The organism is Bacillus sp. FSL K6-3154 (assembly GCF_040869395.1).
Classification (GTDB): domain Bacteria; phylum Bacillota; class Bacilli; order Bacillales; family Bacillaceae; genus Bacillus; species Bacillus safensis.
The window spans coordinates 3,585,628-3,609,811 of the sequence record NZ_CP152033.1 but is presented as its reverse complement, the minus strand read 5'-3'; the positions used below and the strand labels follow the sequence as shown (position 1 = coordinate 3,609,811).

Genomic DNA, 24,184 nt, shown 5'->3' with positions numbered 1-24,184 from the left:
ATGCTGAAAAAGATCAGTATGACAGTTTTAACACTGATGTTGATGTTTGTATTTTTATTGATTCCTTCTAGCAGTCTAGCAGCTCGTGCAGTGCCAAAAGGGAAGCTTGAGAGCACAAGAGAGATGCGCGCGGTATGGATTGCATCTGTTTATAACTTAGATTGGCCCTCAAAGAAGGGGCTGCCCGTAGCAGAGCAGAAGCAAGAGTTTATTCGTTTATTAGACGAAATCAAAGCGATGAATATGAATGCCGTCATTATGCAAATTAAACCAACAGCAGATGCCTTTTATCCTTCAGCATATGGGCCGTGGTCAGAATATTTGACTGGAACACAAGGGAAAGATCCGGGGTACGATCCGCTTGAGTTTATGATTGAAGAAGCTCATAAACGCGGCCTTGAATTTCACGCTTGGTTTAACCCTTACCGAATCACAATGAATCATACTGATCTCAGCCGTTTGTCTGTCGATCACCCTGCAAGACAACATCCTGATTGGACGATTGCGTATGGTAATCAGCTTTATTACAATCCTGGTATTCCTGAAACTCAGGACTTCATTATCGGCGGTATAGAAGAAGTTGTGAAAAACTACGATATTGATGCAGTGCATATGGATGATTATTTTTATCCATATAAAATAGCCGGTGTACCATTTCCAGATCAAGAAACGTATGAAACATATGGAAAAAAAGCATTTACACATATAGAAGATTGGCGAAGAGATAATGTGAATCAGCTGGTGAAGAAAATCAATGACACCATTAAGAAAGAAAAACCGTATGTGAAATTTGGTATTAGTCCATTCGGGGTATGGCGCAACATAAAAGATGACCCGACTGGTTCAAACACCACTGCAGGAATGACCAACTACGATGATTTGTATGCTGATACAAGAGAGTGGATTCAGCAGCACGATATTGATTATGTTACTCCGCAAATTTACTGGAGCATCGGCTTTCAAGCTGCCGCTTATGATGTGCTGACGAAATGGTGGTCAAATGAGGTGAAAGGGGAGCCGGTTCACCTGTACATTGGGCAGGCGGCATATAAAATTAATCAAAACAGTGACCCTGCTTGGTCTGACCCGGAAGAATATTTTAGGCAGATTGAGCTGAACAGGCAGTCACAGCTTGTGCAGGGAAGCATGCATTTCAGCTTGAAGGATCTCAATCGCAACCCTTTGAATGTAAAGGATCGATTGATAGAAGAGTCATACCGCAAACCAGCTCTCATTCCGGAAATGCCTTGGCTTCATCAGAAAGCACCTAAAAAACCAATCATTCAATCTGTGAAAAAGACAGCGGATGGTGCGGCTTTACAAATCAAAAATGATCCGCATTCTACCGTATCCTATTATGCGGTCTATCAATTAACAAATAAAGGAACATATGAATTGCTGCAAACGGTTAGAAAAGAAAAAGGCGCCATAACAACGATTAAAGACCTCCCAGTCAATCAAAAGAAAATGGATACTTACAAGATTACGGCTCTTAATCGTCTTCATCACGAAAGCAAGCCTTCTACAAAAATAGTGAAATAACAGAAAAAGCATGAGTGAGATTTTCTTCGTTCATGCTTTTTTTCTATTATTCTTGTTTTAATTTTCTGAATTCAATCAAGCTTGGCATGAAGCAGCTGCTTGATTAATAAATATGATAGAAAAGAGCTAAAGGGGGAAGCAAGATGGATTTTGAATTAACGAAAGAACAACAAATGATCCGCCAGATGGTCAAAGATTTCGCCAAAGCAGAAATTGCACCACTCGCTCAAACGATTGATGAACAGGCCGTATTCCCAGCCAAAACGTTTCAAAAAATGGGGGAGCTCGGCTTTATGGGCATCCCCTTTCCAGAGAAATACGGCGGCTCAGGAGGAGATACGATATCATATGCACTCGCTGTAGAAGAAATCGGAAAACAGTGCGGTAGTACAGGTCTTAGCTATGCTGCAGCCGTCTCCTTAGGCGCAAGCCCGCTTTATTACTTCGGTACAGAGAAGCAAAAGATGGACCACCTTGTCCCGCTGGCTTCTGGAACAGCACTTGGTTCCTTCGGATTAACAGAACCAAATGCAGGGTCAGATGCAAAAGGGACGAAAACAAAAGCAGTCAAAGACGGACAAGAGTATGTCATTAGCGGGGAAAAGTGCTGGATCACAAACGCCAATTTTGCCAGAACCATTATCGTCACTGCTGTCTCGGATCAAGATGAAAACGGCCGCCCGATCATCTCCGCCTTCATTGTGGAGAAAGGGCAAAAAGGGCTGACCATTACAAATCCATATGACAAAATGGGCGTGCGCGGTTCAGATACAGCAGAAATCATTTTAGACGGTGTACGTGTACCAGCCCAGAATATTTTAGGAGACCCAACGAAAGGCTTTAAGCAATTTTTATATACATTAGACGGGGGGCGCATTTCAATTGCTGCGTTATCAGTTGGCATCGCACAAGCTGCACTAGATGCTTCGCTCTCGCATGCAAAAGAAAGAAAGCAATTTGGGCAGACCCTTTCTTCCTTCCAAGCGATTCAATTTAAGCTGGCAGATATGGCGATGCAAATAGAGCTCGCTAGACAAATGGTTTGGAAAGCCGCTTGGCTGAAAGATCACGGCAAGCCGTTTACAAAAGAAGCTGCCTATGCCAAACTCTTCGCTTCTGAAATGGCGACAAAAGCAAGTCTTGATGCTGTTCAAATTCACGGGGGAACAGGCTACATGAAAGAATGTGGTGTAGAACGGCTTGTGAGAGATGCCAAGCTAATGGAAATTGGAGAAGGGACCTCTGAAATTCAGCGTCTCGTCATCGCAAGACAACTGTTAGCGTAATCCGATAATGAAAACGCTTACCATCAATGGAGGAGGAAAGCCATGATGTCGATTCATCCACAAACAATCGGCTCGTTATTAAAAGAGAAAAAGGATCAGCATCCAGCACATGAAGCCATTGTGTATCCAGAACGTTCTTTACGTTATTCATATGAAGCGTTTTATCGAGAAGTCAAGGAAACCGGGAAAGGTCTTATGGCATTAGGGGTTCAAAAAGGGGATCATATCGCCATCATGGCGCCCAATGTACCCGAATGGCTCATGCTGCAATTCGCCTGCGCGTCGATTGGAGCCGTTCTTGTCACCGTGAATACAAACTTTCAATCACAAGAACTCGCTTATTTACTCAAGCACTCTGATAGCAGCATGCTGTTTATCGTAGACGGATTTAAAGAGACATCCTATGTCAAAATGCTTGATGAACTCATACCGGAGCTTCAAAACGCTCATCAAGGAGAGATCACATCCTCATCTTTTCCTTATTTAAAAAGTGTCGTCTATATAGGTGAGCACACGCCAAAGGGCATGCGCAGCTGGAACAGTATTCAAGCAGCTGCCAAAAGAACAGAGGATGATGAGTGGGAGAAACGAATGGATGAGCTTGCACCGGATGACGTCATTAATATGCAATATACCTCAGGCACAACCGGCTATCCAAAAGGAGTCATGCTCAGCCATACAAACATTGTCTGCAATGCCAGCCAAATCGCAGATTGTATGAAGCTCACCCAAAAGGACCGAATGTGTATCCCTGTTCCTTTTTTTCATTGCTTTGGATCCGTCCTTGGCGTGCTTGCATGTCTCACAAAAGGAGGAACGATCATTCCAATTGAATCCTTCCACCCAGAGCGAGTTCTTCAAACCGTAGAAAAAGAGAAGTGCACCGTCCTTCACGGCGTCCCGACAATGTTCATTGCAGAGCTCGACCATCCGAATTTTCACCAATACGATCTGTCCACATTACGAACGGGCATTATGGCAGGATCTCTTTGCCCATCCCATGTGATGAAAGCCGTCATTGAACAAATGGGACTGAAGGAGCTCACAATTGCTTACGGCCAGACCGAAAGCTCTCCTGTCATTACCCAAACAAGAACGGATGATTCATTTGAAAGGCGGGTTCAAACGGTCGGCCGGGCGCTTCCTCACATTGAAGTGAAAATCACCGTTCCAGGCACGCCGGAGGAAGTACCAAGAGGAGAACAAGGAGAGCTGTGTACAAGAGGCTATCATGTGATGAAAGGCTACTATAAAAATGAAGAAGCCACAAATGAAGTGATTGATCAGGACGGCTGGCTTCATACGGGTGATTTAGCAGAGATGGATGAGGACGGCTATGTGAAAATCACAGGACGGCTGAAAGATATGATCATTAGAGGCGGGGAGAATGTTTATCCAAAAGAAATTGAGGATGTTCTTTATACTCATCCGGATATTCTTGATGCACAGGTCGTTGGTATACCTGACGAGACGTATGGAGAAGAAGCCGCCGCATTCATTCGGCTTAAACAAGGTAGGACGGTGACAATTGAGACACTCACCAGCTATTGTCAGTCGCAAATGGCTCGCTACAAAATTCCTAAATATTTTTTCATCACTGACGAGTATCCAATGACCGCATCAGGGAAGATTCAAAAATTTCGTCTGAAAAAGCAGGCGCTTGATCTAATAAAGGAGTGAAGGCAGTGATGTTTCAACAAGTACTGATTGCAAATCGAGGCGAAATTGCTAGGCGAATTATTCGAACGTGTAAAAGGCTCGGAATCCACACCGTTGCCGTTTATTCAGAAGCAGATCAGCATGCACTTCATGTGCAAGAAGCAGACAGCGCCTATCTGATTGGAGGCGCGAAAGTATCTGAAAGCTATTTAAACATGGAAGCCATCATTCGTGTAGCCAAACAGACACATACAGATGCCATCCACCCAGGATATGGCCTCTTATCAGAAAATGCAGCCTTTGCAGAACGCTGCCGCAGCGAAGGAATCGCCTTTATTGGCCCATCCGCACAAGTCATTCAGCGAATGGGGAATAAAATTGAAGCAAGAAAAACGATGGCTCAAGCAGGTATCCCCATTGTACCAGGCGTTTCAGCTCCGCTGCATGATGCAGAAGAAGGGGTCAGTCAGGCGCAGTCACTCGGTTATCCGATCATGCTCAAGGCATCAAGCGGGGGCGGAGGAATTGGCATGCAGCTCGTGCAAAATGACGAGGAGCTGTACAGGGCTTTTGAAGGGAATCAAAAAAGAGCGCAAAGCTTTTTCAACGATGGGACGCTGTATATGGAAAAGGTCATTGAAAACGCTCGGCACATTGAAATTCAGGTCCTTTTTGATTCCTTCGGCCATGGGGTTCACTTATTTGAGCGCGACTGTTCACTCCAGCGAAGACATCAAAAAATCATTGAAGAAGCACCAGCCGTCTGTCTCGATGAATCGGTGAGACATCAGATGGGGGAGATGGCCGTCAAAGCAGCCAAAGCGATTGGGTATGAAAATGCAGGAACGATTGAATGTTTAGTTGATCAGCATCAACAATTTTATTTCCTAGAAATGAACACAAGATTACAAGTAGAGCACCCTATCACAGAAGAAATTACAGGCATTGACCTTGTCGAGGAGCAGCTGAAAATCGCTGCATGTGAGCCGCTTTCCTTTAATCAGGAGGATATTCATCAAATCGGCCATGCCATCGAGGTTAGAATTTATGCGGAAGATCCCGTCACCTTTTATCCATCACCAGGAACGATCACTCGGCTTTCCACACCTGAAGCTCCGTATATCCGTCATGAGTCAAGCGTGACAAATGGAAGCATCATTACCCCTTTTTACGATCCAATGATTGCGAAAATGATCGTTTACGGTGATACACGAAAACTTGCAATAGAACGATTAAAAGGGGCATTACAAGCATATGAAATAGAAGGGATCAAAACCAACTTACCGCTTTTAAGGGAAATGGCCGGATCTTCTGCTTTCTTACAAGGCAGCATCACCACCGATTTTCTCATGAAAAAAAGGGAGGAAAACCGTTCATGAAAACTGTCACAATTCAAATGGCCGGAAACTTGTGGAAGCTTCTTGTGAAACAAGGCGATGAAGTGCAAAAAGGACAGGAGGTTGCCATCTTAGAATCAATGAAAATGGAGATTCCGATCGTTGCTGAAGAGGGCGGGATCATCAGTAAAGTGTATAAGGCAGAGGGAGAGTTTGTCGATGAAGGAGAGGTTCTTTTAGAACTATCAGAATAGGAGGGAGCCAGATGGCATTACCAAAGAGTGTGCTTATCAGGGAGGTCGGCCCGCGGGACGGACTGCAAAATGAATCAGTCTGGCTTGACACAGGCGAGAAGCGAACGTGGATTGATCTGCTCGCAGCAGCCCAGCTCCCTTATATTGAAGTCACATCATTTGTTCATCCTAAATGGGTTCCAGCCTTAAAAGATGCCAAAGAACTCACCCAATCCTTTAACAAAAAAGACGGCATCACCTATGCAGCACTCATTCCCAATGAAAAAGGCTTAGCTCATTTTTTTGAAGCCAATCTTGACACAGGCGCTATGTTCATCTCTTCGAGTGAAACACATAACAAGAAAAATATGAATCAATCCATCCACGAAACACTTCCTGTTATCAAACAAATGACAGCTGATTTAAAAGCAGCAGGAAAAAACACACGCGCGTATATTTCCACCGTGTTTGGCTGCCCATATGAAAAACAAGTGCCAATGGATCAAGTCCTCCGGCTAACGGATATTTTGCTTTCTTATGGCATTGATGAAATATCTCTCGGTGACACCATCGGTGAAGCCCATCCGCTTCAAGTAGAAAGACGCTTAGACATTTTACTCGAACGTTTTCCTGCTGATAAAATCGCTCTTCATTTTCATGATACGAAGGGGATGGCTCTTGCGAATATTTATACGGCATTAAAAGCAGGGATCACCATATTTGACTCCTCCAGCGGCGGGCTTGGCGGATGTCCCTACGCACCTGGTTCCAGCGGAAATGTGGCGACAGAAGATGTGGTGCATATGCTTCAAAAACTAGGAATTGAGACAAATATTCACCTTCCTGCATTAATTAAAGCGGCAGAATGGATTGAAGCAAAAGTAGATCGAACCCTGCCTAGTCACTGTTTACGCGCTTATCACTCTCAGACTACTTCATAAAGGATGAATAACATGACATCATTGGTCCATTTTTCGATACAAGATGAACAGATCGGCATCATGACCTTAAACAGGCCAGAACAAGCGAATTCCCTATCTGCTCCAATGCTGGAGGAGATCAATCAAATCATTCAAGAAATCAAACACGATGAAAGCATTCGCTGTCTTCTCATTACAGGAGCCGGTTCAAAAGTCTTTTGTGCTGGAGCAGATTTAAAAGAACGACGATTGATGACAGAAGCAGAAGCAAAAGGAGCTGTTCTTTCAATTCAGCAAACCTTTATCGAGATTGAATCTATTCCTGTACCTGTCATTGCAGTGATGAACGGACATGCACTAGGCGGAGGACTTGAGCTCGCGCTCGCTTGTGATCTCCGCATTGCACGAGCCGGAGCAAGACTCGGCCTGCCAGAAACAGGACTAGCTATCATACCAGGAGCCGGAGGGACGCAGCGCCTTCCGCGCCTCATTGGACTCGGTAAAGCAAAAGAACTTATTTTCACAGGCGCATCATTACAAGCAGAAGAAGCCATTCAAATTGGGCTGATTGAGCAAATCTCTGTAGCAGATTCCCTCATGAACGATGCCATCTCTCTTGCAAAACAAATCATCAAAAATGGCCCGCTTGCCTTAAAAGAAGCGAAACAAGCGATTCAATCAAGCCTTGATCACGATTTGCATACAGGTTTGACAAAGGAATACGAAGCGTATCTACGGCTCATTGAGACAGAAGATCGAACGGAAGGTCTTCAAGCCTTCCAAGAAAAACGAACGCCTCAATACAGAGGCAGGTAGCAAGAAAGGGGAATGGGTATGATCGAAGGATATGAACTAAAAAAACAGCAGATTCTGAAAGGCGGGGCCGACCGATACCATCAAAAAAACGAAGAAAAAGGAAAATTGTTCGTCCGTGACCGCCTCCAGTTGTTATTAGATGAGGATTCTTTCATTGAGGATGCCATGTTTGCCGAGTGTCAAAATGAACATTTACCAGCAGATGGTGTTGTCACAGGGACAGGGCGGATGAATGGGCAGACTGTTTGCGTTATGGCAAATGATTCTACCGTCAAGGCAGGATCATGGGGTGTCAAAACGGTAGAAAAAATCATTAGAATCCAGGAAACAGCCGAAAAGCTCAACTGCCCAATGCTGTATTTAGTTGACTCTGCGGGTGCTAGAATCACCGATCAAATCGCCATGTTTCCAGGCAGAAGGGGTGCAGGCCGCATTTTTTATAACCAAGTGAAGCTGTCTGGACGTATTCCGCAAATTTGTTTACTATTTGGTCCTTCGGCAGCCGGAGGTGCTTACATTCCTGCTTTTTGTGACATCGTCGTCATGGTCGAAGGGAATGCCTCAATGTACTTAGGCTCACCGCGAATGGCCGAAATGGTCATTGGAGAGAAAGTATCACTTGAAGAAATGGGCGGGGCAAAAATGCATTGCAGCATTTCTGGATGCGGCGATATTTTAGCAAAAACAGAGGAAGAAGCCATTCAAATCGCCCGCACTTATTTAACTTACATGCCTGCCAACTATACAGAAAAACCAAAACGGGCAGCCGCAATCGCACCTAAACCATCAGAGATCACCATCCAAGACCTCATCCCTAAAGGGCAGAATACCCCTTTTGATATGTATCAGTTCATTGATTTACTCATTGATGAAGGATCATTTTTTGAAATCAAAAAGCTGTTTGCCGCAGAATTGATCACAGGCTTTGGCCGCATGAATGGTCAGCCTGTCGGTCTTATTGCCAACCAGCCGAGGGTAAAAGGCGGCGTTTTATTCCATGACTCAGCCGACAAAGCGGCTAAGTTTATTCAGCTATGTGACGCCTTTCATATTCCACTCCTTTTCCTTGCCGATATACCGGGGTTTATGATCGGAACAAAAGTGGAACAAGCAGGCATTATCAGGCACGGGGCGAAAATGATCTCCGCCATGTCAGAGGCAACCGTTCCGAAAATATCCGTCATTGTTCGTAAAGCATATGGTGCAGGTTTATATGCAATGGCAGGGCCAGCCTTTGAACCGGACTGCTGTCTCGCACTTCCATCAGCACAAATTGCTGTCATGGGGCCAGAAGCCGCTGTAAATGCTGTCTATGCGAATAAAATTGCCGAACTGCCTGCTGAGGAAAGAGCGGCATTTATTCAAGAGAAACGCAAGGAATACCAGGAAGACATGAATATATATGAGCTTGCCTCTGAAATGATTGTCGATGGTGTCATCCCATTTGACCATTTGCGAGATGAGCTTCGTCATAGATTACAAGCCTATACCTCTAAAGAGATGACATTTACAAGACGAAAACATCCGGTTTATCCGGTCTAAAGGAGGGGGCGGCCTTATGATGAACCTAAAACCAGCGTGGATACCCGAAGAGCAGATGATGAAACAAACACGCCTTTACAAATGGATGCATTCACTTGGTTTTTCTACTTATGATGCGTTCTATCAAGCTAGTATCGAGCGGACCGATTGGTTTTGGAGAGAAGCCGAAAAGGCGGTCGGCATCGTGTGGAAGGAGCCGTATGAAGCCGCATTAGGCCAAGATTCATTCATGTGGCCCAATTGGTATAAAGGCGGCCAGCTCAACGTGGTCGAAACGGCTGTTGACAAATGGGCAGAGAATGAAGAAACCCAGCATCAACCAGCTGTGATGTGGAGAAATGAAGCGGAAGAAGAGAGAAGATGGACGTTCCTCGAACTTCAAGAAAAGGTCAATCGTCTCGCTGCTGGTTTTTTGAAGAAGGGAATACAAAAAGGGGATGTAGCGGTCATTTATATGCCGATGCTTCCGGAAACGGCTGCTGTCATGCTTGCCTTTGCAAAGATTGGTGTCATCTTTAGCCCGGTTTTTTCTGGCTATGGAAGCGAGCCTCTTGCCGTACGTATTCGTGCATCAGGTGCAACCATTGTCGTCACAGGCTCTAGCGTCACGCGCCGGGGAAAGACGATCAACATGCGTGAATGTGCGGCAGAAGCGATCGACAAAACCAAGACTGTCCAAACAGTCATTGTACATGCTTCCTCTTCTACTGGATATAAAGAGGATATTCAGCTAAACGATTTGTTAAAAGAGGAACCAATGAATAAAACGACTTATCTTTCAAATGAAGATCCCCTTATGATCTTGTACACGTCTGGAACAACCGGTACACCAAAAGGGGCTGTCCATACACACGCAGGCTTTCCTGTAAAAGCGGCTTTTGATGCCGGTCTTTGTATGGACGTTGCAAAAGGAGACCGTTTGTTTTGGCTCACAGACATGGGGTGGATGATGGGGCCCTTTCTCGTCTTTGGCGGCTTGATCAATGGAGCTGCAATTGTTTTATATGACGGCGCCCCCGATTATCCAGATGAACAGCACCTTTGGTCATTCATCCACGAGCAAAAAGTCACCCATTTTGGACTTTCACCTACTTTTGTTCGTTCTGCGATGCAGCAAAACCTTTCAGACATTGAGCTGCCGCATGTGAAAGCCATCATATCTACAGGTGAACCGTGGAATGAAGCACCATGGCAATGGCTTTTTGACACCATTGGTCAAAAGCACATTCCAATCTTAAATTACTCAGGGGGAACAGAGGTTTCTGGCGGTATTGTAGGAAGTACGCTGCTTCGTCCAATCAAACCGATCCTTTTTAATGCGGCCATCTTAGGAATGGCGGCAGATGTGTATAATGAGGCAGGAGAGAGCGTTCTGAATGAGGTAGGGGAGCTTGTTGTGAAAAAGCCGTGGGTCGGCATGACATGCGGGTTTTGGAATGATCCGGAGCGATATGAAGACACCTATTTTAAACGATTTGATGGGGTGTGGACGCACGGTGATTGGGTGATGCAATCAGAGGATGGCGCATTCCATATCACGGGCAGATCGGATGATGTCATTAATACAGCAGGTAAACGCATTGGTCCAGCTGAAATTGAATCCATTCTTGTCGGGCATCCAGCCGTACATGAGGCTGCTGTGATTGGAGTAAAGGATGAGGTGAAGGGAGAAGCACTAGTTTGTTTCATTGTGGCCAGTTCACAGACTTTTGAAGAAGCAGCACTCATTCAAGAGCTCAAAATACATGTTGGTTCATATGCGGGAAAAGCGCTCACACCAAAGGAAATTCATCTCATTTCAGCTTTACCGAAAACAAGAAACGGAAAAATCGTCCGGCGTTTATTAAAAGGAGCTTATGAACAGCAGCCTTCACCAGATCTTTCGTCTTTAGATAATCCTGATGTGTATAACAGCATTTGCGAATACTTGAAAAGAAAACAAAGTCCATAAAAAAAAGACAGGAGAACGTCCTGTCTTTTTTATTGCACATGAAAATTCGTGCCATCTGTTGTTTCTTTTACAATACCTGCCCGAATCACAAAATCACCGAAATGTTCATGTTCCTCGCGTTCTTTTGCATAGCGGGGGAGTAGAGTGCCAAGCTCATTTAAAATGTCTTCTTCTCCTACATTTTCTCGGTACAGTTTACTTAATCTGCTGCCATCAAACGCAGCGCCAAGATACATGTTGTATTTACCAGGTGATTTCCCGATAAAGCCAATTTCACCAAGCGCATGTCGGGCGCATCCATTTGGACATCCAGTCATACGAATCGTGATTTCTTTATCACTTAAGCCATTTTCTTCGACAATCTCTTCAATTTTGTCAATTAAGCGCGGGAGGTAGCGTTCTGCCTCTGCCATCGCTAAGCCGCATGTCGGAAGAGCAACACAGGCCATTGAACTGCGGCGCAGTGCAGAGTGCTGCTGTCCATCTGACAAACCAAACTCCTGAATGAGCTGCTCGATTTGTTTCTTTTTATGAGATGTGACGTTTCCAATGATCAAATTTTGATTCGCTGTTAAGCGGAAGTCACCTGTATGAATCTTTGCGATTTCACGAATGCCTGTCATCAGCGGATAATCATCGTAATCCGTGATACGTCCGCCTTCTACAAACATCGTATAATGCCATCTGCCATTAATGCCTTTTACCCAGCCATAGCGGTCACCGTTATGATCGAAGTGATAATCTCTTGCGTCTAATAGGGTAAATCCAAGGCGGCGCTCAAGCTCTTCTTTTACATTCTCAAGACCGAGGCGGTCCACTGTATATTTAAAGCGGGCATTTTTTCTCACCGAACGGTTTCCGTAGTCCCGCTGGATGGTGATCACTTGTTTGGCAATCTCTACAACTTGTTCCGGTGTACAAAAGCCAATTACTTTTGCAAGCTGAGGATAGGTCGCTGTATCACCATGAGTCATGCCCATTCCACCGCCAATCGCGACATTAAAACCGACTAATTGATCATTTTCAATAATCGCAATGAAGCCTAAATCCTGCGAAAAAACATCAATATCGTTAGCAGGAGGGACCGCCACACCAATCTTGAATTTTCTTGGCAAATAAAGTGGACCATACATCGGCTCAACCTCTGTATCAGGCGTTGCTGCTACCTTTTCCTCATCAAGCCAAATTTCATGATACGCTCTTGTTTGCGGAAGCAGGTCATCACTTAATTTTTTGGCGAGCTCGTATACATCATGGTGCACTTCTGATTGATAGGGGTTTGATGTACACATGACATTACGGTTCACATCGCCGCAAGCAGCGATCGTATCAAGCATAGTGGAATGAATGTCTTGAATGGTCTTTTTCATGTTCCATTTTAAAATACCGTGAAGCTGAAAGGTTTCACGAGTTGTCAGCTTTAACGTACCGTTTCCATATTTATGAGCAAGCTCATCCATCACAAGCCACTGTTTGGATGTAGCGATTCCGCCAGGCAGGCGGACGCGCAGCATAAATTGATAGGCAGGCTCAAGCTTTTGTTTTTGCCGTTCATTTCTCAAGTCACGATCATCCTGTAAATAACTGCCGTGATGCTTCATCAGACGGTTATCATCATCAGGAATACCCGCTGAAATCGGATCAAGCATCACTTCTTTTAAAGTACCCCGTAAATAATCACTTTTTTCTTTGATTTCCTCTACGTCGCTCGGAGGTCCATCCGGCGCTGTTAATGCTGTCTTCACCATGTAAGTAAAAGCTCCTTTCTTTCAAGCATTCAATCAATATACGTCACGCTGATAGCGTTTTTGCTGCTGCATGTTGGCTAGATAGCTTTCTGCTTTCTCTTTGCTCATCGCACCTTCTTCTTGGATGATTGATAGAAGGGTATCATGAACATCATGCGCCATATGTTTTTCATCTCCGCAGACATATACATAGGCACCTTGCTCCAGCCATTCGAATAATTCTTTACTTTGTTTCTTCATTTGGTGCTGGACATATACTTTTTCCTCTGAATCTCTTGAAAAAGCCACATCCATTTTTGTTAACACACCATCTTTTAACCACTTTTGCCATTCGGTTTGATATAAGAAATCCGTCACAAAGTGCTGATCACCGAAGAACAACCATGACTTTCCATCTGCACCGACTTCCTCACGCTCCTGCATAAAGGAACGGAAAGGGGCGATGCCTGTGCCTGGTCCTACCATAATGATCGGTGCTTCAGGGTTTTCAGGAAGCTTAAAGTTTTGATTGTGCTGGATATAAACAGGCAGCTTATCACCTGGTTCTAAGCGCTCCGCACATAAGATTGAGCAGACACCTTGACGTTCTCTTCCGTGAGCATCATATCTCACAGCACCGATCGTCAAATGAACTTCTTCTTCATTTGCTTTCAGGCTGCTTGCAATGGAATAAAGGCGAGCCGGAATTTTTCTTAAAATGGCAGTGAAGTCTGCCGCTGTTCCTTCAAAAGGACTGAAATCACGAGCAGCATCTACTAAATCTCTTCCTGCTATATATGCTTTTAACTTTTCTTCGTTTCCTTCTTCTAAAAGGGCCTGCAAGGCTTCGCTTTTTGTAAAGGACGCCATCTTTTGAAGAAGAGGTTTTGTCAATACGGTAATCTCAAAATGAGAGGTAAGTGCTTCTTTTAAAGGAAGCGTGTCGCCGTTTTTATGAACGGTTACGGCTTCCTCTGCATTCCATCCGCAGGCTGTAATCAATTCATCAACAAGCGCTGGATCATTTGTTGGATAAATACCAAGGCTGTCACCCGGCTCATAAACAAGCCCTGATCCTTCAAGAGAAAGCTCCAAATGACGGGTTTCTTTATTAGAACCGCGGCCATTTAGGTTGATATTTTCAAGCACTTCAGCATAAAAAGGATTTGTTCTTGAGTATTCAGATGCAGTCGTTTGAGTGTTTGCTTCCGCTGATTCCTGCGGGGTTGCTGCGGCTCCGCCTTCGCTAAGTGAAGATGCCACCCCTTGAAGCCATTCAGAAAACGGCTCATCATAATCAAGATCACAGTCCACTCGATCGAAAAGACGCGTTCCGCCAAGCTCTTTTAAACGCTCATCAAATTCTTTACCTGTTTGACAGAAGAATTCGTAGGAGCTGTCACCAAGTGATAGGACAGAAAAGCTTAAATGATCGAGCTTTGGTGCCCGTCTGCCGTGAACATATTCATGGAAAGAAAGGGCATTATCAGGCGGATCTCCCTCGCCATGTGTGCTGACGATAATCAGTAAATTGTTTATTTTTTTCAGACTATTTGGTTTAAAATCTGACATGGAAGAGAGCGTTACTTGAAAACCTTTCTCTTCAAGATGCTGCGCTGTCTTTTTTGCTAACCCTTCAGAATTGCCTGTTTGCGAGCCATAAAGCACGGTCACATCTTTGCTGACAGGTTGCGCTGGTACTGCAGCAGATGGAGAAGGGGTTTGGGCAGTATTTTCTGATCCGGCTAAAGCTGCCTGTGCTGATAAATAACCGGTAAGCCAAATTTTTTGCTGATCTGTTAAAGTCGGAAGCAGCTGATTAAGCAGTTCTGCCTGCTCCTGACTAAACGGACTGTTCAATACATGAAGTTGCAACGATATCCACCTCACAAGGAATATAAACATAGATTAATTCGATAGGAATTATATATATAGGTTCAATTTGAACTTTACCGAAAGTTTGCCATTAAGTAAAATATATAATATTGATTGTCATGATTAAGATTTCTAATACCTTTGCAAGGAGAAGGAACTTGAAGGTGAATCGTTTAACTGTATAAAGCATCTTTAGAAAAATGGGCCGTTTTGAATGAAGAGACGATCGTAAGGGATTGAAAAGGGGTGTATGAAAGTTGATGCAGATAAAGTTTAAAAATATAAAATGTTTTCGGCTTGTCATCTTGATTTTTCTCATTTTATTAGTAGCGTGCAATTCTCCAAAGGATAATATAAAAGATTCATACAATCAGAATAAAACAACAGCACCTTTTTCAAAAAAAGGCATCCTGCTAAGAAAAGGGGAGACGAATTTACTTCTTATAAACAATAAAACGCCATTAAAAAGCGATGATTCATTGAAAACTCATCTTCTTATTGAAAAGTATAAAAATGATCTCATCGTTATGGATTTAACAAAAGTAGACTCTAAAGAGCTGTCACAGGGTCAAACGATTGAGGTTTGGTTTGATGAGTTACAAGAATCGTTTCCTCCTAAAGCAACGGTCGAAAAATATAAAATCATGATGGATAAGTAGGGGAGCAGGGGGCAGATTCTTTCTATCATGAAAAAAGGAGAAAAACCTTAGAGTTTTTCTCCTTTTTCAAATTATGCTGTTGGAAGTCCCATCACAGCTTTCACTTCTAAATATTCCTCGATACCGAAGTCTCCCCATTCTCTTCCGATACCAGATTGCTTAAAGCCGCCAAATGGGGCAAAGTAATCTGTTTCGGCGTTGTTAATGGTAATTTGACCGGCACGAATATGTTCAGCTACATATTTTAGTGTTTTTTCATCTTTTCCAACCACATAGCCAGCAAGACCGTACACTGTATCATTGGCAATCTCAAGGGCATGATCCAAGTCTTGATATGTGATCACACTCATGACGGGTCCGAATATTTCCTCTTGCGCAATGGTCATATCATTTTTCACATTTGTGAAAATAGTATGCTTGGCGAAATATCCTTTGTCTAGTCCGTCCGGCTTACCAGTTCCCCCAGCAAGCAGGTGAGCACCTTCTTCAATTCCTTTTTCAATATAAGACTGCACGGTATCCCATTGCTTTTTGGAGACAAGCGGACCAGTGGCGTGATCTTCTCGCGGATCACCAACTGTAAACTTCGGCAGAGCATTCAGCAGCGCTTTTTCAAATGCGTCTTTCATTGATTCAGGAATCAGCACACGTGTAGCTGCGGAACACACTTGACCTGTATTCATCGCAATATGATGAACGGCTGTTTCGGCTGCCTCATCCACATCTGCATCATCTAAGACGATAAGAGGGGATTTCCCGCCGAGCTCAAGAGCCACTTTCTTAATATTGTCTGCAGCATTTTCCATTATTTTAGAGCCGACAGCACCTGATCCCGTAAATGAAACAAAGTCAATATCAGGGTGTGAGCTAATGCCGTCACCAATGACATCACCAGTTCCGTTAACTAGGTTGAAGACGCCTTTCGGTACGCCAGCTTCATCAATGATGTCTGCTAGAATCATTGCGGCAAAAGGTGTAATTTCCGCAGGCTTTAAGACAACTGGTGAGCCTGCTGCAATGGCACCCGCGATTTTAAGTGATGTTTGATTTGTTGGGAAATTCCAAGGTGTAATCAATCCGCTGACACCAATCGCTTCTTTTATAATAGTGTGCCCGCCGCGGTCCTCAGTAAATGTATACGATTTAAGTGCTTCCGCTGCTTTAGAAAAATGTTCATGTCCCATTTTGTAATGAACCTCTTCCGATACTTTCAGCGGTGCACCGAGCTCTTGTGTCATGACTTCAATTAGTTCATCCTTACGCTTTTCGTAGCCACGCACAATGTTTTCCAGCATCTTTACGCGTTCATTTCGAGATGTTTTTGAGAAAGAAGGGAAGGCGGCACGAGCAGCTTTGACTGCCTTATCTAAATCTTCTTTTGTACCTAAACTAATGGTGCCAATGACTTCCTCTGTAGCAGGATTGATGACTTCCGTCGTTTCGTTTCCTGTTGATGCGATCCATTCTCCGTTAATAAAATGTTTCTCTTGATTTCTCATTCTGACATGTCTCCTTTTTATATGTGATTCCATTCAATATTCTGTTTTCAGGTGATATAAAACTGTACCCACTGTGAAAAATCTAAAACGATGCAACTGTAAAAGAAAAAGTTTCTGATATAATACGCAAAGTGGGACATATGTCCTTTTCAACATCAGGGCATCTATCTTTTAATGGAACTAGACTGAAAAAGAAGGAGCATTTGAACGAATGAAAGGTGTTATTTTCGCTTTATTAGGAGGCGCTTGTATTACACTGCAAGGCGTCGCAAACGCAAGAATCAGCCAGGATATCGGGACATGGCAGGCGGCAACCATCACGCAGCTGACCGGCTTTATGATCGCACTGATCATTTTACTGATCGTACGTGACGGACACTTCAGGGAATATCAAAAGGTGCAGCCTTTTTATTTAGTAGGCGGTGCATTTGCAGCCATTATTATTTTCAATGAAGTGACTGCGATTCAAATGATCGGTGTCACACTGACCATCGCTGCTTTACTCATTGCTCAGCTGGCATTTACCTTTGCAATCGATGCAAAAGGATGGTTTGGTGTACAGAAGAAGAAAATGAAATGGCCGCATTATGCAGGAATTCTATTGATGATCGCAGGCGTAATCATTTTAAAGCTATAAAGGAGGGCGTCAGATGGAGGAGCTTCATGATGAATCTCTATTTTCCACTTATCTCAAGGCACATGAATTAGAAAACGTCTTTCATCAGAAACTCATATCACACGTCAGCTTATGGCGCTATGAGCAAGGTGAGCTGATTTGTTCAAAGGGAGATCAGAGGGAGCACTTGTACTTGTTAGTAAAAGGAAAATTAAAGATTTTCACCACCACAAAAGAAGGAAAGACCTTCATTCTTTGTTTTAAACATCCTCTTGAAGCGATTGGAGATATTGAATACGTTCAGCAGACTGATATGGTCAATACAGTGGAGGCTGTCACAGAAGTACATATGCTAAGGATTTCTCATCAAGCGCTCATGCGCCATGCGAAGGATGACCCCCGCGTGTTAACCTTTTTACTAAAGGGCATCACAAACAAATTTTATACGAAATCAAACGATTTGAGCTTCCACCTTTTATACCCTGTAGAGGTCAGACTCGCAAGCTACTTATTGTCTGTGTTAACAGGGGATAACAGCGCGAGCGCACTGCGTCTTACTGATGCGGCGAGCTTAATTGGTACAAGCTACCGTCATATTAACCGGGTGATTCAGCAATTTTGTGAAAAAGGGCTGATAGAGAGGCGAAGAGGGAAGATTACAATTCTTGATCGGGAAGGACTCTTAGAAATAGCGGAGCGAAACATTTATGAATAGAAGAAATGAAGGGATTCAGACATGATCATAGGAATAGGATTAGCCATCACGGCTGGCGCACTCGTCAGCTTACAAACCATTTTTAACAGTAAGGTCAATGAGCAGACAGGCTCTTGGTCAACGACCACTCTCGTTCTAGGTATGGGCTTTATTGCTTCACTTTTGATGGGTCTTTTGCTAGAAGGAACCGGCATGTTTCAATTAAGACATATGGAAGCGTGGTACTGGATTAGCGGAGCCATTGGAGTAGGGGTGGTCATCTGCCTCGTTCAAAGCATCAAACGGCTTGGCCCGACTTATGGAATCTCGATTGTCCTGATTTCACAGCTCGGCTCCGCGCTTTTGTTCGATTCGCTTGGCTGGCTTGGGTTAGAGAAAGTGGAATTTTCTCCCGCAAAACTATTAGGTGTCATTGTGATTGTTGCGGGGATCCTGGTGTTTAAATTGACCAAATTGGAGTCAGCAGAAGAGGATCAATCAGAAGAAAAAGGGCTGCCACAAGAGTAAGCTGCCCTTTAGATCAACCGCCGCCATAGAACAGTTATCGCGGATAAACCATTTAAAAGGAGCCTTTTCATCAAAGGCTTTTTTTTCTGCCCATAGGACTCCGCTTTATAGGCTGCTTTGTCCTTCGCGACAAGTATACTATAGGCAATTTTACGTTCTATTGCCTGAGTAAGTGATAGCGCAAAAGGGGCACTATCAATGACCAAAATTGACTCTGTATTTAAAAAACTAGACCTCGCATCTAAATTATATGTGCCAATAATACTTAAATAATCATCAATGACCATTGATTTCGCATGAATGGAATACGGACCTTCATATTCGTACAAATGAACGCCTGTTTTCATCAGTTCCTTTTTCGTGCTTAAGTAACCTGCAAAAGCTAACGGATTTGGCGTCGCTGTGAGAGAATTCGTGACAACTGTCGTTTGAATCCCGCTGGCTAAGGGAGTGAGGCCGTCTTTCATGGGTCGTGTCGGGATGACATAAGGCGTCTGTATGAGCACAGAACGCTTTGCCCGGTGAGCTAGATCGTTTAGTTTTTTGAGCACAAGAGGACGCTTATTGAAGCGCTCCACAGGATTTGTAAAAAATGCAATCTGCTTTACTGAGGTGCCATCTGCTGCCCAATTAAAGGACGACATCACAAAAGGTTCTTTCGCATGCACTGCCTCCTGATAGGATCTAAGCAGTTTCTTTCTTAGTTTTAAGCCTTTCTTTGCTTTTTGTTTAGAGAACACTGCTTTTGTTCTTTTCGTAAAGTCATGATTCCATAAATAAACGAAGTATTGCTCCATTTCATCTAATACTTTTCCTTTTTTGTCGTTATAAAGCAGCACATCGCGGTCAAATGCAAAATCTTTCGGGGGCTGATCTGCAAAGTATTTATCACCGATATTTCTTCCGCCCATCACAGCCACTCGGCCATCTGCCAGCAGCAGCTTATCATGAAGGCGGTTATGCCACGTCCATGGCTTAAATAACCGAAAGGGCTCATAAAAACGAATGGCCATGTTCGGGTGATTTGCCACGGCATATCGTAAATCTTTTAGCGGTCCACGCAAACTGTGGCAGATGCCGTCTAAAAGCAGCTGAACTTTCACCCCTCGATCAGCAGCTTCAATTAAAGCACCTAGTACCCATTCGGCTGTTTTCCCCTTTTGGATGGAATAATAACTAAGGCGGATCATCCTCTTTGCCTCACGAATCATTTGGATTCTGGCCTGACCGGACACAAATCCATCGTCAAGAAGCATCACTTGATTTGTGCCCTGATCGTCTCCTGAGATCGAAGAAGCTTTATAGATACAATGTTCTTTGCATGTTTTTTGGATCGGTAAATAAAACAAAACAAATGCGGTCAAAAAGACATAAACGACATAGAGAAGGATCAGATAAAACAAAAGATGAAGCATACAGATCAGCTCCTTTCACATAGACACAACTTTTCTTTAGTTTATGTCAAAAATAAAATTTCACTCATTTTCGCCTTTCATCTAAATACATGACAAAAGAATCATCTTGTTTTTATTGGGCATTTAATTATAGTATGAAATGAATAAGGGGGAATCGATTTGAATGAATCATTATTTAACATCCCAAGTGATGTATATCAAACGTTAAGTGAAACAGAACGATATTTACTCAATTATATTCACCAGCATTTAGAGGATATCTCCACCTTATCCATTGTCACTTTAAGCGAAAGAGCCAATGTATCAACGGCCACGATTGTCAGACTGATGAAAAAAATTGGCTATAACGGCTATACATCCTTTAAATATCGATTGAAACAAGAAAAGAAAATGACAGATGCAAGCGACCAGCTCAAAAATATTGATGAAGACATCAAACTAGCAATTCGGAAAAATGAAGAAGAGGTTTTAAAAACGATACAGCTGCAAAGTATTGGACAAATTGAAGATGCCGTTCAAAAAATACATAATGCAGACAAAATTTATATTTTCGGCAGAGGCTTCTCAGAGATGATTGCCAAAGAGATGACCATCAAATTACAGCTCATCGGGAAAACATGTGAAGTACACGACGATCCAAATATCATTCGGCTGAAATCGCGAGACATTGAAAAAAGTGAGCTTGCCATCTTTGTTTCATTAAATGGCGAAACAGCTGAGCTTGTTGAAGCGTGTCAAAACCTCAGTATGAAGCAAGTCACAACCATTACGGTGACGACAAGAATAGATTCTACATTAAGCAAAATATCAGATATGACACTAGTCGGATATAAAGGGGAACAATCTTTCTTCCCAGATTATGAAGTCAGATCCCGCCTGTCTCTTCATGTCATTGCCCGCATTTTACTTGACGCCTATGTGATCCGAATGAAATAACCAATAAGAAAGCCTTCGAGACTTTGATCTGGAAGGCTTTTTCTCATGAAAACCTTTACACATTCTGAAAACATTTTCACTGAATCGTATGAGATACTTTCTTTAGAGAAAAGAAAGAAGGTGAAACCAATTGATTTATACCTGCACCTTAAATCCTGCTATTGACCTATATATTGCATTAAAAGAAATGCGGGCAAATGCAGTCAATCGCACAGAAGATGAAGATTATCAGCCGAATGGAAAAGGCGTGAACGTGTCAATTATGCTAAAGAAATATGGCTTCACCAGCACTGCACTAGGATTTATTGCTGGGTTTTCAGGCTCTTATATTGAACAATCTTTAAAGGATCTCTCCATTCAAACCGATTTTATCTCGGTTGAAGGCATCACACGCATTAATGTTTTTATTAATACGACAGAAGAATACAAGCTCGTGAATCAAGGCCCAGCGATTGAAGAAAAAGCGCTTCACGCCTTTCGTGAGAAAATTGCGGCTATCCCGCAGGGAGGCATCCTCATCATGTCAGGCAGTCTGCCAAAAGGCGTTCCTGCCAGCATTTTTTCAGAAGTAGCAGCTATTTGTCATCAACAGAAGGTCAAGTTCATTTTAGACACAAGCTCAGCAGCAGTTCTTGAGACGCTTCAATACAAGCCGTATTTACTAAAACCGAATGAAGAAGAAATTGCTGCTTTTTTCGGCAAAACACATCCTTTGTCAGAAAAAGAACTCATTCAATCAGGAGAGAAACTCATTGAGATGGGTGCAGAGCAAGTGCTGATTTCTCGCGGGAGAGAAGGAGCTTTATTCATTACGAAGGACGCAGTGTTTAAAGGAAACGCACCAACAGGCACTGTCGTAAACACAGCTTGTTCTGGAGATGCGATGCTCGCAGCTTTTCTTAGTAAACATCTTGAAGGACATTCACCTGAAGAATGCTTACGCTACGGCATTGCAACTGGCGCATCTACTGCATTTTCTAAAGGCTTAAGTGATTTACATGACATTGATTCATTGATTGAGCAAGTACACATTCAGAAGATATAAGGGGGAATAACACATGAGCCGTAAAAAAATTGTCGCTGCAACCGGCTGTCCAACAGGTATTGCACACACATTTATGGCAGCTGAAGCATTAAAAATCGCTGCTGAGCAGCTAGGGGTCGACATTAAAGTCGAAACGCATGGTCAAGTAGGAATTGAAAACGCTTTAACTGATCAAGACATTCTGGAGGCCGATGGGGTCATTGTCGCAGCTGACAAAGATGTAAATACAGATCGTTTTCACGGCAAACCACTAATTGAAGTGCCTGTAGCGAAGGGTATCCGCACGCCAAATGAACTGATCCAAGGCATTATCAATGGAGATGCTCCCGTTCATCAAGTGAAAGGAAGAGCTTCTGGAACAGAGAAACCATCTGCTCCTTCATCCTCTCAACAAAAGTCAGCAAATAAATGGATACACACCATTTATAAGCACTTAATGAACGGTGTATCACACATGCTGCCATTTGTCGTTGGAGGCGGTGTCTTAATTGCCCTTTCTTTCTTATTTGGTATCTACTCTGCTGATCCTAAGCACGAAACGTATCATCCATTTGCTGCCTATTTGAAAAGCATTGGCGGACTTGGCTTCAGCTTAATGGTACCAATTTTAGCAGCATTTATCGCTGATTCGATCGCTAGACGCCCGGGGATGGTCGTCGGATTTATAGGGGGTCTCCTTGCAAATGATGGAGGTGCTGGATTCTTAGGCGGTATTATCGCAGGTTTTGCAGCAGGATATATCATTTTATTGCTTCAATTCTTGCTTCAAAAATTACCAGCATCACTTGATGGATTAAAATCAATCTTCATCTATCCTGTCATCGGTATTTTCTTAATTGGGGCTGTCATGACCCCGTTGTTAGTCCCAATCACAGGGCTAAATAATTCCCTAATGGATTTTCTCTCATCTGTACAATCCACGAATCCACTGCTTTTAGGTTTAATTGTTGGAGCGATGTGTGGATTTGATATGGGAGGACCTTTTAACAAAGCAGCCTATGTCACAGGAACGGCTTTACTTGCAGAAGGTAACCTTTACTTCATGGCAGGTGTGTCAGCAGCATGTATCACACCGCCGCTTATCATTGCGATTGCCACAACGATTTTCCGAAAACATTTCACGCCACAAGAACGAAATGCAGGGGCAATCAACTATATTCTAGGAGCGACACATATTACAGAAGGAGCCATCCCATTTGCGGCCAAAAACCCGGTCGTTGTCCTGCCAATTATCATGTTTGGCTCTGCCATCTCTGCTATATTGACATATTTGTTTGGCGTACAGGTTCCAGCTCCGCATGGTGGATTCCTTGTTCTTCCGGTCGTCACAGGTGCATTCCAATGGGTGCTTTCCATACTAATCGGCTCACTCGTAGGTGCGATTCTCTACGGACTTTACCGTAAAAAAATAGACAACCCCGCAGTTTAAAACGGAGGAGGAGAAATGATGGAACATATCTATATGAATCTTCACGAAACAGCTTCTTCACAGGCTGGCGTGTTCGCAGCCATTGCTGACATTGCCTACAAAGCAGGTATTTGCACCTCACCAGAGGATGTCAAAAAAGGTTTAGCGGAAAGGGAAGCACTGAGTACAACCGGATTTCAAGATGGATTTGCCATTCCGCATACTCAAACAGAAGCCATCACGAAACCAGCACTTGTGATCGTCCGCACGGAAACAGGTATTGAATGGGACGCTTTTGATGGGAAGCCTTGCTTTTTCTTCTTATCCTTACTGATCCCTAAAAGTGAAGCAGGGACGACTCATTTAAAAGCTCTTTCAGCCCTTTCACGAGGCTTAATGGATGAAACGAAACGTCAGAAACTGCTGGAAACAAGAACAAATGAAGACATGCTTGCTGTATTAGAAACGGATATTTTAACTAGAGAGGATGTTTGAT

21 protein-coding genes are annotated in these 24,184 nt (G+C 43.4%); 17 read left to right on the top strand and 4 right to left on the bottom strand.

The features are described 5' to 3' along the window. From MHH61_RS18575 to MHH61_RS18535, 9 genes are all read left to right on the top strand, one after another. Entirely contained in the window at positions 1-1,542 is a 1,542-nt protein-coding gene (locus tag MHH61_RS18575; protein WP_125587028.1) for a glycoside hydrolase family 10 protein, read from the top strand. A gap of 143 nt (positions 1,543-1,685) precedes the next feature. Beyond that, the gene (locus tag MHH61_RS18570; protein ID WP_125587027.1) at positions 1,686-2,828 is read left to right on the top strand and encodes an acyl-CoA dehydrogenase family protein; all 1,143 of its coding nucleotides are present in this window, start codon (positions 1,686-1,688) and stop codon (positions 2,826-2,828) included. Between the two features lie 42 nt (positions 2,829-2,870). After that, on the top strand, positions 2,871-4,508 hold the full coding sequence (locus MHH61_RS18565; protein ID WP_125587026.1) for an AMP-binding protein: 1,638 nt from the start codon (positions 2,871-2,873) through the stop codon (positions 4,506-4,508). An 8-nt stretch (positions 4,509-4,516) separates the two neighbouring features. Continuing rightward, complete coding sequence (locus MHH61_RS18560) at positions 4,517-5,866, top strand: acetyl-CoA carboxylase biotin carboxylase subunit (protein WP_125587025.1); 1,350 nt, start codon at positions 4,517-4,519, stop codon at positions 5,864-5,866. Next, positions 5,863-6,078: an acetyl-CoA carboxylase biotin carboxyl carrier protein subunit gene (locus tag MHH61_RS18555; RefSeq protein WP_024425681.1), complete on the top strand. Its 216-nt coding sequence runs from the start codon at positions 5,863-5,865 to the stop codon at positions 6,076-6,078. The genes MHH61_RS18560 and MHH61_RS18555 overlap by 4 nt, the downstream gene beginning before the upstream one ends. 11 nt (positions 6,079-6,089) lie before the next feature. Further along, a complete protein-coding gene (locus MHH61_RS18550; RefSeq protein WP_125587024.1) occupies positions 6,090-6,998 on the top strand; it encodes a hydroxymethylglutaryl-CoA lyase in 909 nt (302 codons plus the stop codon). A gap of 12 nt (positions 6,999-7,010) precedes the next feature. Then, positions 7,011-7,793 carry an enoyl-CoA hydratase gene (locus MHH61_RS18545; RefSeq protein ID WP_368004458.1) on the top strand — a complete coding sequence of 261 codons (783 nt, stop codon included), beginning with the start codon at positions 7,011-7,013 and terminating at the stop codon, positions 7,791-7,793. A gap of 18 nt (positions 7,794-7,811) precedes the next feature. Further along, positions 7,812-9,335 (top strand): acyl-CoA carboxylase subunit beta, encoded by a 1,524-nt coding sequence (locus tag MHH61_RS18540; RefSeq protein ID WP_125587022.1) that lies wholly within the window; start codon positions 7,812-7,814, stop codon positions 9,333-9,335. Positions 9,336-9,351: 16 nt separating this feature from the next. Next, on the top strand, positions 9,352-11,286 hold the full coding sequence (locus MHH61_RS18535; RefSeq protein WP_125587021.1) for an AMP-binding protein: 1,935 nt from the start codon (positions 9,352-9,354) through the stop codon (positions 11,284-11,286). A 29-nt stretch (positions 11,287-11,315) separates the two neighbouring features. Here the strand turns inward: MHH61_RS18535 and cysI are convergent, their stop codons facing one another. Together cysI and MHH61_RS18525 are read right to left on the bottom strand one after the other, a co-directional pair. Next, positions 11,316-13,034: an assimilatory sulfite reductase (NADPH) hemoprotein subunit gene (gene cysI / locus MHH61_RS18530; RefSeq protein ID WP_125587020.1), complete on the bottom strand. Its 1,719-nt coding sequence runs from the start codon at positions 13,032-13,034 to the stop codon at positions 11,316-11,318. Between the two features lie 33 nt (positions 13,035-13,067). Next, positions 13,068-14,888: an assimilatory sulfite reductase (NADPH) flavoprotein subunit gene (locus tag MHH61_RS18525; protein WP_125587019.1), complete on the bottom strand. Its 1,821-nt coding sequence runs from the start codon at positions 14,886-14,888 to the stop codon at positions 13,068-13,070. A 260-nt stretch (positions 14,889-15,148) separates the two neighbouring features. Between MHH61_RS18525 and MHH61_RS18520 the strand changes: the two genes are divergently transcribed. Beyond that, positions 15,149-15,547: a DUF3221 domain-containing protein gene (locus MHH61_RS18520; protein ID WP_157834346.1), complete on the top strand. Its 399-nt coding sequence runs from the start codon at positions 15,149-15,151 to the stop codon at positions 15,545-15,547. Positions 15,548-15,618: 71 nt separating this feature from the next. Here the strand turns inward: MHH61_RS18520 and MHH61_RS18515 are convergent, their stop codons facing one another. After that, positions 15,619-17,046, bottom strand: coding sequence for an aldehyde dehydrogenase family protein (locus tag MHH61_RS18515; protein ID WP_025093179.1), 1,428 nt, complete (start codon positions 17,044-17,046; stop codon positions 15,619-15,621). A gap of 211 nt (positions 17,047-17,257) precedes the next feature. Here MHH61_RS18515 and MHH61_RS18510 point away from each other — a divergent pair, with 211 nt between their 5' ends. From MHH61_RS18510 to MHH61_RS18500, 3 genes are read left to right on the top strand one after another with little or no spacing between them, the layout of a single operon-like run. Beyond that, on the top strand, positions 17,258-17,683 hold the full coding sequence (locus tag MHH61_RS18510; protein WP_125587018.1) for a DMT family transporter: 426 nt from the start codon (positions 17,258-17,260) through the stop codon (positions 17,681-17,683). Positions 17,684-17,696: 13 nt separating this feature from the next. Next, positions 17,697-18,377 carry a Crp/Fnr family transcriptional regulator gene (locus MHH61_RS18505; RefSeq protein ID WP_098677256.1) on the top strand — a complete coding sequence of 227 codons (681 nt, stop codon included), beginning with the start codon at positions 17,697-17,699 and terminating at the stop codon, positions 18,375-18,377. Positions 18,378-18,398: 21 nt separating this feature from the next. Continuing rightward, positions 18,399-18,884 carry a DMT family transporter gene (locus MHH61_RS18500; protein ID WP_025093180.1) on the top strand — a complete coding sequence of 162 codons (486 nt, stop codon included), beginning with the start codon at positions 18,399-18,401 and terminating at the stop codon, positions 18,882-18,884. Between the two features lie 8 nt (positions 18,885-18,892). Here the strand turns inward: MHH61_RS18500 and MHH61_RS18495 are convergent, their stop codons facing one another. Then, positions 18,893-20,299: a phosphatidylserine/phosphatidylglycerophosphate/cardiolipin synthase family protein gene (locus MHH61_RS18495; protein WP_056766944.1), complete on the bottom strand. Its 1,407-nt coding sequence runs from the start codon at positions 20,297-20,299 to the stop codon at positions 18,893-18,895. 159 nt (positions 20,300-20,458) lie between these two features. Between MHH61_RS18495 and MHH61_RS18490 the strand changes: the two genes are divergently transcribed. The 4 genes from MHH61_RS18490 (at position 20,459) to MHH61_RS18475 (ending at position 24,183) form a co-directional block, all read left to right on the top strand. Then, a complete protein-coding gene (locus MHH61_RS18490) occupies positions 20,459-21,235 on the top strand; it encodes a MurR/RpiR family transcriptional regulator (protein WP_024425669.1) in 777 nt (258 codons plus the stop codon). Positions 21,236-21,365: 130 nt separating this feature from the next. After that, on the top strand, positions 21,366-22,280 hold the full coding sequence (pfkB, locus tag MHH61_RS18485) for a 1-phosphofructokinase (RefSeq protein ID WP_125587017.1): 915 nt from the start codon (positions 21,366-21,368) through the stop codon (positions 22,278-22,280). Between the two features lie 13 nt (positions 22,281-22,293). Beyond that, positions 22,294-23,709: a PTS fructose transporter subunit IIC gene (locus MHH61_RS18480; RefSeq protein ID WP_125587016.1), complete on the top strand. Its 1,416-nt coding sequence runs from the start codon at positions 22,294-22,296 to the stop codon at positions 23,707-23,709. Positions 23,710-23,724: 15 nt separating this feature from the next. Next, entirely contained in the window at positions 23,725-24,183 is a 459-nt protein-coding gene (locus MHH61_RS18475) for a PTS sugar transporter subunit IIA (RefSeq protein ID WP_024427781.1), read from the top strand. The last annotated feature ends 1 nt before the right edge of the window (position 24,184 follow it).